The 15,776-nt window shown below is 58.2% G+C and carries 11 protein-coding genes; 10 read left to right on the top strand and 1 reads right to left on the bottom strand.

Annotation, left to right across the window (positions count from 1 at the left end; translation table 11 throughout):
• Positions 1–877 precede the first annotated feature (877 nt).
• Positions 878–2,167: a citrate synthase gene (gene gltA, locus KW849_RS30775; protein WP_007977501.1), complete on the bottom strand. Its 1,290-nt coding sequence runs from the start codon at positions 2,165–2,167 to the stop codon at positions 878–880.
• Positions 2,168–2,530: 363 nt separating this feature from the next.
• Between gltA and sdhC the strand changes: the two genes are divergently transcribed.
• The 10 genes from sdhC (at position 2,531) to brnQ (ending at position 15,588) form a co-directional block, all read left to right on the top strand.
• The gene (sdhC, locus tag KW849_RS30770; RefSeq protein WP_162436054.1) at positions 2,531–2,905 is read left to right on the top strand and encodes a succinate dehydrogenase, cytochrome b556 subunit; all 375 of its coding nucleotides are present in this window, start codon (positions 2,531–2,533) and stop codon (positions 2,903–2,905) included.
• Positions 2,899–3,267: a succinate dehydrogenase, hydrophobic membrane anchor protein gene (gene sdhD / locus KW849_RS30765; protein WP_095139417.1), complete on the top strand. Its 369-nt coding sequence runs from the start codon at positions 2,899–2,901 to the stop codon at positions 3,265–3,267. The genes sdhC and sdhD overlap by 7 nt, the downstream gene beginning before the upstream one ends.
• Before the next feature lie 3 nt (positions 3,268–3,270).
• Positions 3,271–5,043 (top strand): succinate dehydrogenase flavoprotein subunit, encoded by a 1,773-nt coding sequence (gene sdhA, locus KW849_RS30760; protein ID WP_218433868.1) that lies wholly within the window; start codon positions 3,271–3,273, stop codon positions 5,041–5,043.
• 11 nt (positions 5,044–5,054) lie between these two features.
• The gene (locus KW849_RS30755) at positions 5,055–5,759 is read left to right on the top strand and encodes a succinate dehydrogenase iron-sulfur subunit (RefSeq protein ID WP_007998071.1); all 705 of its coding nucleotides are present in this window, start codon (positions 5,055–5,057) and stop codon (positions 5,757–5,759) included.
• Positions 5,760–6,020: 261 nt separating this feature from the next.
• A complete protein-coding gene (locus KW849_RS30750) occupies positions 6,021–8,852 on the top strand; it encodes a 2-oxoglutarate dehydrogenase E1 component (RefSeq protein ID WP_218433867.1) in 2,832 nt (943 codons plus the stop codon).
• Positions 8,853–8,894: 42 nt separating this feature from the next.
• Positions 8,895–10,109, top strand: a complete 1,215-nt coding sequence (odhB, locus tag KW849_RS30745; protein WP_218433866.1) for a 2-oxoglutarate dehydrogenase complex dihydrolipoyllysine-residue succinyltransferase — start codon at positions 8,895–8,897, stop codon at positions 10,107–10,109.
• 110 nt (positions 10,110–10,219) lie between these two features.
• A complete protein-coding gene (lpdA, locus tag KW849_RS30740; protein WP_108219938.1) occupies positions 10,220–11,656 on the top strand; it encodes a dihydrolipoyl dehydrogenase in 1,437 nt (478 codons plus the stop codon).
• A 196-nt stretch (positions 11,657–11,852) separates the two neighbouring features.
• Entirely contained in the window at positions 11,853–13,019 is a 1,167-nt protein-coding gene (gene sucC / locus KW849_RS30735) for an ADP-forming succinate--CoA ligase subunit beta (protein ID WP_007919879.1), read from the top strand.
• Positions 13,019–13,900, top strand: coding sequence for a succinate--CoA ligase subunit alpha (gene sucD, locus KW849_RS30730; RefSeq protein ID WP_003223019.1), 882 nt, complete (start codon positions 13,019–13,021; stop codon positions 13,898–13,900). The genes sucC and sucD overlap by 1 nt, the downstream gene beginning before the upstream one ends.
• Positions 13,901–14,274: 374 nt before the next feature.
• Positions 14,275–15,588 carry a branched-chain amino acid transport system II carrier protein gene (gene brnQ / locus KW849_RS30725; RefSeq protein ID WP_218433865.1) on the top strand — a complete coding sequence of 438 codons (1,314 nt, stop codon included), beginning with the start codon at positions 14,275–14,277 and terminating at the stop codon, positions 15,586–15,588.
• Positions 15,589–15,776 lie beyond the last annotated feature (188 nt).

Below are 15,776 nucleotides of genomic sequence, written 5' to 3'. Positions count from 1 at the left end.
GAACGTCAGGCGCGACTCTCATCGTGGCGCGGGGCATGCCCCAGATAGACGCCGGATAGATTTAAGCAAGCCAACCACTTCACCCATTAATCAGTATTGCAAAAATGGGGGTGACCATAGATTTTTTATTGGGCGGTAAGCGACCTGAATTTCGTGGATGTAACCGATTTACTGTAGGAGCTGGCTTGCCAGCGAAGGCGGCCTGGCAGCCGACCTGACTTCGCGGATGTGTCACGCCGTAGGAGCTGCCGAAGGCTGCGATCTTTTGATCTTGTTGGTCAGTAATACAGCCCAATGATCGCAGCCTCGTTGCACTCGACAGCTCCTACAGGGAAATGCGCACGCAGGCCGGCCGGTCGACCTGATTTCGCGGATGTATCACTGCGTAGGAGCTGCCGAAGGCTGCGATCTTTTGATCTTGTTTGTAAGTTATAAAGCCAAAAGATCGCAGCCTCGTTGCACTCGACAGCTCCTACGGGGAAATGCGTACGCATGAAGAACCAGTCCGACCGGTATAGGCCACCTCGGGCGCTGTTGCGGTGTACGCCCGCTCGTGAGGCCGAGAGGAGGTTCTGCGCAGTTGGGCAACCCGGCATGGATGGCGGCGGGCCCACGGAGCAGGACCGGAGCGAGGGCATGCCGAGCCACGGCGAGGCACCGAACGTCAGGGACAAGAGCCCTTGGTTACTTGGGGTTGGGCGGCACTCCGTTTTTCCAAGTGACCCGCCGTAAGGGTGGACCCATAAGCCGCCGTGACCGCAGCAACGGATATGTACACCATCAAAAAAACCGCACAAACAAAAACGGCCTCCTGCTCTTTATATAAAAAGCAGAGGCCGTTCCCGGTACAACTCAACACCCTACAGCAAGACAGCGCTTACTTGCGGTCTTCCAGCTTGGTGATATCACGCGACTCGTAGCCGGTGTACAGCTGGCGCGGACGGCCGATCTTGTACGGGCTGGAGAGCATTTCTTTCCAGTGGGAGATCCAGCCGACGGTCCGCGCCAGGGCGAAGATCACGGTGAACATGCTGGTTGGAATGCCGATCGCCTTGAGGATGATCCCCGAGTAGAAGTCGACGTTCGGGTACAGCGAGCGTTCGATGAAGTACGGGTCGGTCAGGGCGATCTCTTCCAGGCGCATGGCCAGTTCGAGTTGCGGATCGTTCTGGATGCCCAGTTCCTTCAACACTTCGTCGCAGGTCTGCTTCATGACGGTGGCGCGCGGGTCGCGGTTTTTGTAAACACGGTGACCGAAGCCCATCAGTTTGAACGGATCGTTCTTGTCCTTGGCCTTGGCGATGAACTTGTCGATGTTCGAAACATCGCCGATTTCATCGAGCATGGTCAGCACGGCTTCGTTTGCACCGCCGTGGGCAGGGCCCCACAGCGCAGCGATGCCGGCGGCGATACAGGCGAACGGGTTGGCACCCGAAGAGCCCGCCAGGCGCACGGTGGAAGTCGACGCGTTCTGCTCGTGGTCGGCGTGGAGGATGAAGATCCGGTCCATGGCCTTGGCGAGTACCGGGCTGATCGGTTTGATCTCGCACGGGGTGTTGAACATCATGTGCAGGAAGTTTTCCGCATACGACAGGTCGTTGCGCGGGTACATCATGGGTTGGCCCATGGAGTACTTGTAAACCATCGCTGCCAGGGTCGGCATCTTGGCAACCAGGCGGATCGCGGAGATTTCGCGATGCTGCGGGTTATTGATGTCCAGGGAGTCGTGGTAGAAGGCCGAGAGGGCGCCGACTACGCCGCACATGACGGCCATCGGGTGGGCGTCGCGACGGAAGCCGTTGAAGAAGGTCTTCAACTGCTCGTGAACCATGGTGTGGTTCTTCACGGTGCTGACGAACTGGGCCTTCTGTTCTGCGGTCGGCAGTTCGCCGTTGAGCAGCAGATAGCAGGTTTCCAGATAGTCCGACTTTTCAGCCAGCTGTTCGATCGGGTAGCCGCGGTGCAGCAGAATGCCATTGTCGCCGTCGATATAGGTGATCTTCGACTCGCACGAGGCGGTCGACATGAAGCCTGGGTCAAAGGTGAAACGGCCCGTGGCCGTCAGGCCCCGAACATCGATAACATCGGGACCAACGGTGCCGGTTAAAATGGGCAGCTCGACGGGGGCTGCGCCCTCGATGATCAACTGCGCTTTTTTGTCAGCCATGTGGCCTCCTATTTATGCTTGAAATCATCAGACAGACCCCCCACGCAGGGCCCGCACCACTATAGTGAGATAAATTCGAATGTCAATTTGCCTAAAGTCTTGCTCCAGAAGGCTTTAACCGGACTTTTTCCTCGAAATTGACTGCCATTTACGCCTTTTATGCCAGTTGCGCAATCAGCTGTTTGGGTTAGGTGTTTGCGTTGTCATTAGTAGCCTAACTGTCTATACTCGGCCACCGACCGCCAAGGGCTTTTGGGCCTGCTTTATTGGGGGTCGCATCCCTGGGTGGTGGTTACCTGACCAGTGCACTCCCCAACAACTTTGCCCTGATTGTTAGGGGCTCTTCAGTGTGAAAAAAAAGCCGTGAAAAGCCAACGACCTGTAAACCTAGACCTAAGGACCATCAAACTCCCCATCACCGGCGTTACGTCGTTTCTTCACCGTGTTTCCGGCATCATCCTCTTCCTGGGCCTTGGCTTCATGCTTTATGCATTGGGCAAATCCCTGGGTTCCGAGGAAGGTTTTGCCGACGTGAAGGCAACCTTGACCAGCCCGCTGGCCAAGTTCGTAGCATGGGGCCTCCTGTCCGCTCTTCTTTATCACCTGGTAGCCGGTGTGCGCCACTTGATTATGGATATGGGCATCGGTGAGACGCTGGAAGGCGGCCGCCTGGGCTCGAAAATTATCATCGCCATTTCCGTGGTGCTGATCGTTCTGGCAGGAGTTTGGATATGGTAACCAGCGTTACGAACCTTTCGCGTTCCGGTCTTTATGACTGGATGGCGCAGCGTGTGTCTGCGGTCGTTCTCGCGGCTTATTTCATCTTCCTGATCGGATACCTCGCGGTGAATCCGGGCATTGGCTATGAGCAATGGCACGGCCTGTTCGCCCACAACGGGATGCGTATCTTCAGTCTGCTGGCCCTGGTGGCCCTGGGCGCTCACGCCTGGGTCGGCATGTGGACCATCGCGACCGACTACCTGACGCCCATGGCGCTGGGCAAGTCCGCGACTGCAGTACGTTTCCTTTTCCAGGCAGTATGCGGCGTCGCGATGTTCGCTTACTTCGTCTGGGGTGTGCAGATTCTCTGGGGTATCTGATTCATGGCTAACATTCCAACGATTTCTTTCGACGCCATCATCATTGGTGGTGGCGGTGCCGGCATGCGCGCGGCGCTGCAACTGGCACAGGGCGGTCACAAGACTGCCGTGATCACCAAGGTTTTTCCGACCCGTTCGCACACTGTATCCGCTCAAGGCGGCATCACCTGCGCCATCGCGTCTGCTGACCCGAACGATGACTGGCGCTGGCACATGTACGATACCGTCAAGGGTTCCGACTACATCGGTGACCAGGACGCTATCGAATACATGTGTCAGGAAGGCCCGGCTGCCGTTTACGAGCTGGACCACATGGGCATGCCTTTCTCGCGTACCGAGCAAGGCCGTATCTATCAGCGTCCGTTCGGTGGCCAGTCCAAGGACTACGGTAAGGGCGGCCAGGCTGCGCGTACTTGCGCTGCTTCCGACCGTACCGGTCACGCACTGCTGCACACCCTTTATCAGGGCAACCTGAAAGCCGGTACCGTGTTCCTGAACGAGTACTACGCTGTCGATCTGGTGAAAAACCAGGATGGCGCTTTCGTCGGCGTGATCGCGATCTGCATCGAAACCGGCGAAACCACCTACATCCGTGCCAAGGCCACCGTACTGGCCACCGGCGGTGCAGGTCGTATCTACGCTTCGACCACCAACGCCCTGATCAACACCGGTGACGGCGTTGGCATGGCGCTGCGTGCCGGCGTGCCGGTACAAGACATCGAAATGTGGCAGTTCCACCCGACCGGCATCGCCGGCGCTGGTGTACTGGTTACCGAAGGTTGCCGTGGTGAAGGTGGATACCTGATCAATAAGCACGGCGAGCGTTTCATGGAGCGTTATGCTCCAAACGCCAAAGACCTTGCCGGTCGTGACGTTGTTGCCCGTTCGATGGTTAAGGAAATCATCGCCGGCAACGGTTGCGGTCCGAATGGCGACCACGTGATGCTCAAACTCGACCACCTGGGCGAGGAAGTGCTGCACAGCCGTCTGCCAGGCATCTGCGAACTGTCGAAGACTTTTGCGCACGTTGACCCGGTTGTCGCTCCGGTTCCGGTTGTTCCGACCTGCCACTATATGATGGGCGGCGTTGCCACCAACATTCACGGCCAGGCGATGACCCAGAACGCCGAAGGCGTGGACGAGATCATTCCTGGTCTGTTCGCGGTAGGTGAAGTGGCTTGCGTATCGGTTCACGGTGCCAACCGTCTGGGCGGCAACTCGCTGCTCGACCTGGTGGTATTCGGCCGTGCTGCCGGCCTGCACCTGGAGAAGGCGCTGACCGACGGTATCGAATACGACGACGCCACCGACGCCGACATCCAGGCAGCCCTGTCGCGCCTGTCCGCTCTGAACGAGCGTACCGAAGGCGAAGACGTGGCTACCTTGCGTCGCGAGCTGCAAAACTGCATGCAGAACTACTTCGGTGTATTCCGTACCGGCGAATACATGCAGAAGGGTATCGCCCAGCTGGCTGATCTGCGCAAGCGCATCGCCAACGTGAAGATCAGCGATAAGTCGCAGGCGTTCAACACTGCACGTATCGAGGCGCTGGAACTGCAGAACCTGCTGGAAGTGGCCGAAGCCACCGCCATCGCTGCAGAAGTACGTAAAGAGTCCCGTGGTGCTCACGCCCGTGAAGACTTCGAAGACCGTGACGACGAAAACTGGCTGTGCCACACCCTGTACTTCCCGGGTGACAAGCGCGTGACCAAGCGTGCCGTGAACTTCTCGCCGAAGACTGTTCCGACTTTTGAACCTAAGATTCGGACTTATTAAGGGTGGCCGCCATGTTGCAAGTCAGCGTTTATCGTTACAACCCTGATCAGGACGCCGCGCCGTTCATGCAGGAATTCCAGGTCGATACCGGTGGTAAAGACCTGATGGTGCTGGACGTGCTGGCCCTGATCAAAGAGCAGGACGAAGGTTTCTCCTATCGTCGCTCTTGCCGTGAAGGTGTTTGCGGTTCCGACGGCATGAACATCAACGGCAAGAACGGCCTGGCGTGCATCACGCCGCTGTCTGCCGTCGTAAAAGGTAACAAGTTGATCGTTCGTCCGCTGCCAGGTTTGCCGGTTATCCGTGACCTGGTCGTCGATATGAGCATCTTCTACAAGCAATACGAAAAGGTTAAGCCATACCTGCAGAACGACACGCCGGCTCCGGCCATCGAGCGTCTGCAGTCCCCTGAAGAACGTGAAAAGCTCGACGGTCTGTACGAGTGCATCCTTTGCGCCTGCTGCTCGACCTCTTGCCCGTCCTTCTGGTGGAACCCGGACAAGTTCCTGGGTCCAGCTGCTCTGCTGCAAGCGTACCGCTTCCTGGCAGACAGCCGTGACACCAAGACGTCCGAGCGTCTGGCTTCGCTGGATGACCCGTTCAGCGTATTCCGCTGCCGCGGGATCATGAACTGCGTCAGCGTATGTCCGAAAGGCCTGAACCCGACTAAGGCCATCGGTCACATCCGTAACATGTTGCTCTCGAGCGGCGTGTGATTCAGCTGTTGTACCCGTAGGACCGCTGTACCCGTAGATGCTACGGCGCAGGCTTCAACCGGCGCCGTAGTTTTAACCTGAGCAGCAGCCCAAAAGGCTGCGGCTCTTATTTTGAAGAAATGAGACAAGCAGGGGCATCCGGGCTGGTACCCGGACTATCAGTGTGATCCTAGTGGCTTGTTTTGGTCGCTGCATTCGGACTTCTGCAAGTTTGCTCGGTGTCGACGCCGATGGTGTTCCCCTAACCGAGGGTGACCAAGCATGCAAGAAAGCGTGATGCAGCGCATGTGGAACAGTGCCCACCTTTCAGGTGGAAACGCTGCCTATGTGGAAGAGCTTTACGAGCTCTACCTGCACGACCCTAACGCTGTGCCAGAAGAGTGGCGCACCTACTTCCAGAAGTTGCCAGCCGACGGCAACTCTGCCACCGATGTTTCGCACACCACAATTCGCGATCATTTCGTCTTGCTGGCAAAGAACCAGCGCCGCGCCCAACCGGTTTCCGCCGGCAGCGTGAGCAGTGAGCACGAAAAGAAGCAAGTTGAAGTGCTGCGATTGATCCAGGCCTACCGTATGCGTGGCCACCAGGCAGCCCAGCTTGACCCGCTGGGACTGTGGCAGCGTCCTGCACCTGCAGACCTGTCGATCAATCATTACGGCTTGACCAATGCCGATCTTGATACGACCTTCCGTGCCGGCGACCTGTTCATCGGCAAAGAGGAAGCGAGCCTACGCGAAATTCACGAAGCGTTGCAGCAGACATATTGCCGCACCATAGGCGCTGAATTTACGCACATCACCGATTCCGAGCAGCGCCAGTGGTTCCAGCAGCGTCTGGAAAGCGTGCGCGGTCGTCCGGCGTACTCCGCCGACATCAAGAGCCACCTGCTCGAGCGCGTGACCGCCGGTGAAGGCCTGGAAAAATACCTGGGCACCAAATACCCGGGTACCAAGCGTTTCGGTCTGGAAGGCGGCGAAAGCCTGATTCCGATGCTCGACGAGCTGATCCAGCGTTCCGGTTCCTACGGCACCAAGGAAATCGTCATCGGCATGGCCCACCGTGGCCGTCTGAACGTGCTGGTCAACACCTTCGGCAAGAACCCGCGCGAGCTGTTCGACGAGTTCGAAGGCAAGAAGAAGGTCGAGCTGGGTTCCGGTGACGTCAAATACCACCAGGGCTTCTCGTCCAACGTGATGACCACCGGCGGTGAAGTTCACCTGGCCATGGCGTTCAACCCGTCCCACCTGGAAATCGTTTCCCCGGTGGTCGAGGGTTCGGTTCGCGCCCGTCAGGACCGTCGTAACGATCCGACCGGCGAGAAGGTTCTGCCGATCTCCATCCACGGTGACGCTGCATTCGCAGGTCAGGGCGTGGTCATGGAAACCTTCCAGATGTCACAGACCCGCGGTTTCAAGACCGGCGGTACCGTGCACATCGTGATCAACAACCAGGTCGGTTTCACCATCAGCAACCCGCTGGACTCGCGTTCCACCGAGTACGCGACCGACGTTGCGAAAATGATCCAGGCGCCGATCCTCCATGTGAATGGCGATGATCCGGAAGCCGTATTGTTCGTGACTCAGCTGGCCATCGACTACCGCATGCAGTTCAAGCGTGACGTGGTGATCGACCTGGTCTGCTACCGTCGTCGCGGCCACAACGAGGCCGACGAGCCAAGCGGCACCCAGCCGATCATGTATCAGCAGATCACCAAACAGCGCACCACCCGTGAGCTGTATGCCGATCGTCTGACCCAGGGCGGTGTGCTGGACGCAGAGCGTGTTCAGGCGAAAGTCGACGAATACCGCAACGCACTGGACAACGGTCTGCACGTGGTGAAGAGCCTGGTCAAAGAGCCGAACAAAGAGTTGTTCGTGGATTGGCGTCCGTATCTGGGCCACGCCTGGACCGCACGTCACGACACTCGCTTCGACCTCAAGACCTTGCAGGAACTGTCCGCCAAGCTGCTGGAAATTCCGGAAGGTTTCGTGGTTCAGCGCCAGGTCGCGAAGATCTACGAAGATCGTCAGAAGATGCAAGCCGGCGGCCTGCCGATCAACTGGGGTTACGCCGAAACCATGGCGTACGCGACCCTGGCGTTCGAAGGTCACCCGATCCGCATGACCGGCCAGGACATCGGCCGCGGTACGTTCTCGCACCGTCATGCTGTCTTGCACAACCAGAAAGATGCGGGCACCTACATCCCGCTGCAGAACCTGTACAACGGCCAGCCACGTTTCGACCTGTACGATTCGTTCCTGTCCGAAGAAGCGGTACTGGCGTTCGAATACGGTTACTCGACCACCACGCCTGATGCGCTGGTGATCTGGGAAGCCCAGTTCGGCGACTTCGCCAACGGTGCCCAGGTGGTTATCGACCAGTTCATCACCAGTGGCGAGCACAAGTGGGGCCGTCTGTGCGGTCTGACCATGTTGCTGCCGCACGGTTATGAAGGTCAGGGGCCGGAGCACTCCTCGGCTCGTCTGGAGCGTTACCTGCAGCTGTGCGCCGAGCACAACATTCAGGTAGCCGTGCCGACTACGCCGGCACAGATCTATCACTTGCTGCGTCGTCAGGTTATTCGCCCTCTACGCAAGCCATTGATCGTTCTGACTCCGAAGTCTCTGCTGCGCCACAAGCTGGCCATCTCGACGCTGGAAGATCTGGCCGAAGGTTCGTTCCAGACCGTTATCCCGGAAATCGATGCCCTGGACCCGAAAAAGGTCGAGCGCGTTGTTCTGTGTAGCGGCAAGGTCTACTACGACCTGCTGGAAAAACGTCGTGCCGAAGGTCGTGACGACATCGCCGTCGTGCGTATCGAGCAGTTGTACCCATTCCCTGAGGACGACTTGAAAGAAGTCCTGGCGCCTTATACCAACGTCAAGCATGCCGTCTGGTGTCAGGAAGAGCCGATGAACCAGGGTGCCTGGTACTGCAGCCAACACCACATGCGTCGCAGCATCAGCAACCTCAACAAGTCTCTCGTACTCGAGTACGCGGGCCGTGAGGCTTCTGCTGCACCTGCATGCGGTTACGCATCGATGCACGCCGAACAGCAGGAACAACTGCTGCAAGACGCCTTTACTGTTTAACGCCTTCGCGCACCTGAAACCGAATTTAAGGAACCACAGACAATGGCTATCGAGATCAAAGCCCCCACTTTCCCGGAATCGGTTGCCGATGGCACCGTTGCCACCTGGCACAAAAAACCGGGCGACGCCGTCAAGCGTGACGAGCTGATCGTCGACATCGAAACCGACAAGGTCGTGCTGGAAGTCCTTGCCACCGCTGACGGCGTGCTGGGCGCGATCATCAAGAACGAAGGCGACACTGTTCTGTCCGACGAAGTACTGGGCTCCATCGGCGAAGGCAGTGGCGCCGCCGCTCCAGCCGCGGCTGCTCCAGCGGCTGCCGCTGCTCCAGCTGCCGCCGAAGGCGAAGACGATCCTGTTGCTGCTCCAGCTGCCCGCAAGCTGGCTGAAGAGAGCGGCATCAACATCGCTTCCGTTGCCGGCACTGGCAAAGGCGGTCGCGTGACCAAGGAAGACGTGGTTGCAGCCGTTGCTGCCAAGAAAACCGCTCCGGCTGCCGCGCCTGCCAAGGCTGCTGCACCTGCCGCTGCTGCTCCGGTGTTCGCTGCTGGCGAGCGCATCGAGAAGCGCGTACCGATGACCCGTGTGCGGGCCACCGTTGCCAAGCGTCTGGTTGAAGCTCAGTCGAACATGGCGATGCTGACCACGTTCAACGAAGTCGACATGACCGAAGTCATGGCCCTGCGTTCGAAGTACAAGGATCTGTTCGAGAAGTCCCACAACGGCGTACGCCTGGGCTTCATGTCGTTCTTCGTGAAAGCGGCCACCGAAGCGCTGAAGCGCTTCCCGGCTGTCAACGCCTCGATCGACGGCGGCGACATCGTTTACCACGGCTACGCTGATGTCGGCGTTGCAGTTTCCAGCGATCGCGGCCTGGTTGTACCGGTTCTGCGTAACGCCGAACTGATGAGCCTGGCTGAAATCGAAGGCGGCATCGCCACCTTCGGCAAGAAAGCCCGCGACGGCAAACTGTCGATGGACGAAATGACCGGTGGTACTTTCACCATCACCAACGGTGGTACCTTCGGTTCGATGATGTCGACTCCGATCGTCAACCCGCCACAAGCCGCCATCCTGGGCATGCACAACATCATCCAGCGTCCTATGGCCATCAACGGTCAGGTCGTTATCCGTCCGATGATGTACCTCGCTCTGTCCTACGATCACCGTTTGATCGACGGCAAAGAAGCTGTGACCTTCCTGGTTACCATCAAGAACCTGCTGGAAGACCCGGCTCGTTTGCTGCTGGATATCTGATTTCGTTGCACGGGCCGCCCAGCGATGGACGGCCCTTCTGTAATGACCAGCTTCGTCCCACGACGGTCTCCAAAAGGGGCCGTCCGGTTTGATTCGAGAAGGAATGACACATGACTCAGAAATTCGACGTGGTAGTGATTGGCGCGGGCCCTGGCGGCTACGTGGCTGCCATTAAAGCAGCGCAACTGGGCCTCTCCACTGCCTGCATCGAGAAGTACACCGACAAGGAAGGCAAACTGGCTCTGGGCGGTACTTGCCTGAACGTCGGCTGCATTCCATCCAAGGCCCTGCTGGACAGCTCGTGGAAATTCCACGAAGCCCAGGACGGTTTCGCGATCCACGGTATCAATCACGCTGGCGTGACCATGGACGTGCCAGCGATGGTCGGCCGTAAAGCCAACATCGTCAAAGGCCTGACCTCCGGCGTTGCGACCCTGTTCAAAGCCAACGGTGTGAGCTCCATCGAGGGTCACGGCAAGCTGCTGGCCGGCAAGAAAGTCGAAGTCACCAAGCCAGACGGCTCGGTAGAAATCATCGAAGCCGAAAACGTCATCCTGGCTCCAGGTTCGCGTCCGATCGACATTCCGCCAGCTCCGGTTGACCAGAATGTGATCGTCGATTCGACTGGCGCCCTGGAATTCCAATCCGTGCCTAAGCGTCTGGGCGTGATCGGCGCTGGCGTGATCGGTCTGGAACTGGGTTCGGTCTGGTCGCGTCTGGGTGCAGAAGTGACCGTCCTGGAAGCCCTGGACACCTTCCTGATGGCAGCGGACACCGCTGTTTCCAAGGAAGCGCTGAAAACCCTGACCAAGCAAGGTCTGGACATCAAGCTGGGCGCTCGCGTAACCGGTTCCAAAGTGAACGGCGACGAAGTCGTGGTGAACTACACCGATGCCAAGGGCGAGCAGAAAATCACTTTCGACAAGCTGATCGTAGCCGTTGGTCGCCGTCCGGTGACCACTGATCTGTTGGCTGCCGACTGCGGCGTGACCCTGGACGAGCGCGGTTTCGTGCACGTTGACGATCACTGCGCCACCACCGTACCGGGCGTTTACGCCATCGGTGACGTGGTTCGCGGCATGATGCTGGCGCACAAGGCGTCGGAAGAAGGCATCATGGTTGTCGAGCGCATCAAGGGCCACAAGGCTCAGATGAACTATGATTTGATCCCTTCGGTTATTTATACTCACCCGGAAATCGCGTGGGTCGGTAAAACCGAGCAGGCCTTGAAAGCTGAAGGGGTTGAAGTTAACGTCGGCACCTTCCCGTTCGCAGCCTCTGGCCGTGCCATGGCTGCCAATGACACCGGTGGTTTCGTCAAGGTCATCGCAGATGCCAAGACAGACCGCGTATTGGGCGTCCACGTGATTGGCCCAAGCGCTGCAGAACTGGTTCAGCAGGGCGCGATCGGTATGGAATTCGGCACCAGTGCTGAAGACCTGGGCATGATGGTTTTCTCCCATCCGACCCTGTCCGAAGCCTTGCACGAAGCTGCTTTGGCAGTGAATGGCGGCGCCATCCACATCGCCAACCGCAAGAAGCGTTAAGACAATAAGAAACCACGGCGGAATGGCCCGTCGTGAGCCTTGCATGCAAGACTCACCGCGGAATATCCGCTGGACGCAGTCTTGCATGGCTGCACCGGGTACCCGGAAAGGCTATGCAAGCAGCAGTCACAGGTGGTGCGGCACTTGAATGAGTGCAGCACCGAATGCGCAGTACCTAACGAAGACGGTAATAAGCATGAATCTTCACGAGTATCAGGGTAAGCAGCTGTTCGCTGAGTACGGCCTGCCAGTTTCCACCGGTTATGCGGTAGACACCCCGGAAGCAGCAGCAGAAGCTTGCGACAAAATTGGCGGCAGCGAGTGGGTTGTAAAAGCCCAGGTCCACGCCGGTGGTCGCGGTAAAGCGGGCGGCGTAAAGCTGGTTCGCAGCAAAGAAGATGCCAAGGCATTCGCACAGCAGTGGCTGGGCAAGCGTCTGGTGACTTACCAGACTGACGCCAATGGTCAGCCAGTCACCAAGATCCTGGTTGAATCGTGCACTGATATCGCTAAAGAGCTGTACCTGGGCGCTGTCGTTGACCGTTCGAGCCGTCGTATCGTGTTCATGGCTTCCACCGAAGGTGGCGTGGACATCGAGAAAATCGCTCACGACACTCCAGAAAAAATCCTGAAAGCCACTATCGATCCGCTGGTTGGCGCTCAGCCATTCCAGGGTCGCGAGCTGGCATTCCAGTTGGGTCTGGAAGGCAAGCAGGTTGCTCAGTTCGCCAAGATCTTCGTAGGTCTGGCCAAGCTGTTCAAGGATCACGACCTGGCTCTGCTGGAAGTGAACCCGCTGGTGATCAAGGCTGACGGCGATCTGCACTGCCTGGACGCCAAGATCAACATCGACGCCAACGCCATGTACCGTCAGCCTAAGCTGAAGACTTTCCACGATCCGTCGCAAGACGATCCGCGCGAAGCGCACGCTGCCAAGTTCGAACTGAACTACGTAGCGCTGGAAGGCAACATCGGTTGCATGGTCAACGGTGCCGGCCTGGCCATGGGTACCATGGACATCGTCAACCTGCATGGCGGCAAGCCAGCCAACTTCCTCGACGTGGGCGGCGGTGCAACCAAGGAACGCGTTACCGAAGCGTTCAAGATCATCCTGTCCGACACTAACGTCGCTGCAGTACTGGTCAACATCTTCGGCGGCATCGTTCGTTGCGACATGATTGCCGAAGGCATCATCGGTGCAGTGAAAGAAGTCGGCGTGAAAATCCCGGTTGTTGTTCGCCTTGAAGGCAACAACGCTGAGCTGGGCGCTAAAGTACTGGCAGAAAGCGGTTTGAACATCATCGCTGCTACCAGCCTGACCGACGCTGCTCAACAAGTCGTTAAAGCTGCGGAGGGCAAATAATGAGCGTCCTGATCAATAAAGACACCAAAGTTATCTGCCAGGGTATTACCGGTTCGCAAGGTAGTTTCCACACCCAGCAAGCCATCGAATACGGCACCAAGATGGTCGGTGGCGTAACTCCAGGCAAAGGCGGCACCGAGCACCTGGGCCTGCCAGTGTTCAACACCGTTAAAGACGCTGTAGCTGCTACTGGCGCCACCGCCAGCGTGATCTATGTTCCGGCTCCTTTCTGCAAGGACTCGATCCTGGAAGCGGCTTTCGGCGGCATCAAGCTGATCGTCTGCATCACTGAAGGCATTCCTACCCTGGACATGCTGGACGCTAAAGTTAAGTGCGACGAGCTGGGTGTTACCCTGATCGGCCCTAACTGCCCAGGCGTGATCACTCCAGGCGAATGCAAGATCGGCATCATGCCAGGTCACATTCACTTGCCAGGCAAGGTCGGTATCGTTTCCCGTTCCGGCACCCTGACCTACGAAGCTGTGAAGCAGACTACTGACGCCGGTTTCGGTCAGTCGACTTGCGTCGGCATCGGTGGTGACCCGATCCCGGGTTCGAACTTCATCGACATCCTGAAGCTGTTCCAGGAAGACCCGAAGACCGAAGCGATCGTGATGATCGGTGAGATCGGCGGTTCGGCTGAAGAAGAAGCGGCTGCCTACATCAAGGCACACGTGACCAAGCCGGTTGTTTCCTACATCGCTGGTGTGACTGCTCCTCCGGGCAAGCGCATGGGCCATGCTGGCGCAATCATCTCTGGCGGCAAAGGCACTGCAGACGAGAAATTCGCTGCTCTGCAAGACGCAGGCGTTAAAACCGTGCGTTCGCTGGCAGACATCGGCAAGGCCCTGGCCGAGCTGACTGGCTGGGCTGTCAAGTAAGCCTCGTGCTTGACTGACGCTTCACCAGACAAAGGCCACCTTCGGGTGGCCTTTGTCATTCTTGAAGATCAAAAGATCGCAGCCTGCGGTAGCTCCTACATGAGATCACTTTTCCCTGTAGGAGCTGCCGCAGGCTGCGATCTTTTGATCCTTTAATATGTAAACGCGACATGGAAATGTCGTGTATCGGATAGTTCGCCCTCAAACAGTGCGTTTATCGGCCAAATTCGTTAGTCTACGCGCCATTTTTGCGTCTGCGGCCCACAAGGCAGCAACGCGCTAAAAGGGTTGGTCTCATACGGACCGACAGCATTTCCCTCACCCATAGGGAAATCCCTCTCTAAATTCCGATTCAGTAGTGTGGTATTTCCTTAATGAAAGTGTTGAAAGGCCAGGACATCCTGGCACTTGGTTTTATGACGTTTGCCCTGTTCGTCGGGGCTGGCAACATCATCTTCCCGCCTATCGTCGGTTTGCAGTCCGGACCTAATGTCTGGATGGCGGCGCTGGGCTTTCTGGTCACCGCGGTCGGTCTGCCAGTGATCACCGTTGTTGCGCTGGCGAAAGTCGGTGGGGCAATGGATGCATTGAGCAGCCCGATCGGTAAAGTGGCTGGAGGTTTGTTGGCGGCTGCCTGCTATCTGGCCGTAGGGCCACTGTTCGCGACGCCACGTACCGCCACGGTATCGTTCGAAGTCGGCCTGGCGCCGCTGACCGGCGAGAGCCCGCTGGCGTTGTTCCTGTACAGCTCGGTGTACTTCCTGCTGGTGTTCTTCATTTCGCTGTACCCGGGCCGTTTGCTGGATACGGTAGGGCGCTTCCTCGCGCCGCTGAAGATCATCGCCCTGGCCGTACTGGGCATTGCAGCCTTCGCCCTGCCGGCCGGTGACATTGGCCATGCAACCCCTGAATACATGGCAGCGCCGTTTTCCCAAGGCTTCATCAATGGTTACCTGACCATGGATACCCTGGGCGCCCTGGTGTTCGGCATCGTCATCGTCAACGCCATCCGTTCCCGCGGTGTCGAGTCGCCCGCACTGATCACCCGTTACGCGATCATTGCCGGCCTGATTGCCGGTGTGGGTCTGGCGCTGGTTTACGTCAGCCTGTTCCGTCTCGGTTCGGGCAGCCATGAAGTGGCCGCTGGCGCTACCAATGGCGCGGCGGTATTGCATGCTTACGTGCAGCACACCTTCGGTTCGCTGGGCAGCGGTTTCCTGGCCGTGCTGATTTCGCTGGCGTGCCTGGTGACTGCGGTCGGCCTGACCTGTGCCTGCGCCGAGTACTTCAGCCGTGTACTGCCACTGTCCTACAAGACTCTGGTCATCATCCTTGCTGCATTCTCCCTGCTGGTGTCCAACCTGGGCCTCACCAAGCTGATTGCGTTCTCGATCCCGGTACTGACCGCGATCTACCCGCCGTGCATCGTTCTGGTGGCGTTGAGCTTCTGCAAGGACTTCTGGCATGAGCAGGGTCGTATCCTCGGTCCGGTCATGCTGGTGTCGTTCATCTTCGGCCTGATCGACGCCCTCAAGGGTGCAGGCCTGGCGGACTGGATGCCGACGCAAATGGCCCACCTGCCGCTGAGCGAGCAGGGCCTGGCCTGGCTGGTGCCGTCGGTGATGACACTGGTGGTCGCAGTGGTTTGCGATCGCCTGCTGGGCAAGCGCGCCGAAGCCTTGGCTTAAGTCGCTTCACGGCCCGCCACAAGCGGGTTTTGAGCAGAAACAGAAATGCCCCGTATCAATCGATACGGGGCATTAATGAGATGGTCACCCCCACACCCTGCGAGGGCTACGCTTTCGCAGGGTGTTTTGTTTTCGGAGGCCATCATCATGAGCGAGTCAGCGTTGATCGGTATCGATCTCGGCAAACA

This window comes from Pseudomonas sp. PDM26 (genome assembly GCF_019219185.1).
Classification (GTDB): Bacteria; Pseudomonadota; Gammaproteobacteria; order Pseudomonadales; family Pseudomonadaceae; genus Aquipseudomonas.
Note: the sequence above shows the minus strand (reverse complement) of the source record. Positions and strands in the feature narration are given on the sequence as shown.

Bases quoted from the DNA above. Each gene is read 5' to 3' on its own strand.
- gltA (WP_007977501.1), bottom strand. From the start codon at position 2,167: ATGGCTGACAAAAAAGCGCAGTTGATCATCGAGGGCGCAGCCCCCGTC.
- sdhD (WP_095139417.1), top strand. From the start codon at position 2,899: ATGGTAACCAGCGTTACGAACCTTTCGCGTTCCGGTCTTTATGACTGG.
- sdhA (WP_218433868.1), top strand. From the start codon at position 3,271: ATGGCTAACATTCCAACGATTTCTTTCGACGCCATCATCATTGGTGGT.
- KW849_RS30755 (WP_007998071.1), top strand. From the start codon at position 5,055: ATGTTGCAAGTCAGCGTTTATCGTTACAACCCTGATCAGGACGCCGCG.
- KW849_RS30750 (WP_218433867.1), top strand. From the start codon at position 6,021: ATGCAAGAAAGCGTGATGCAGCGCATGTGGAACAGTGCCCACCTTTCA.
- odhB (WP_218433866.1), top strand. From the start codon at position 8,895: ATGGCTATCGAGATCAAAGCCCCCACTTTCCCGGAATCGGTTGCCGAT.
- lpdA (WP_108219938.1), top strand. From the start codon at position 10,220: ATGACTCAGAAATTCGACGTGGTAGTGATTGGCGCGGGCCCTGGCGGC.
- sucC (WP_007919879.1), top strand. From the start codon at position 11,853: ATGAATCTTCACGAGTATCAGGGTAAGCAGCTGTTCGCTGAGTACGGC.
- sucD (WP_003223019.1), top strand. From the start codon at position 13,019: ATGAGCGTCCTGATCAATAAAGACACCAAAGTTATCTGCCAGGGTATT.
- brnQ (WP_218433865.1), top strand. From the start codon at position 14,275: ATGAAAGTGTTGAAAGGCCAGGACATCCTGGCACTTGGTTTTATGACG.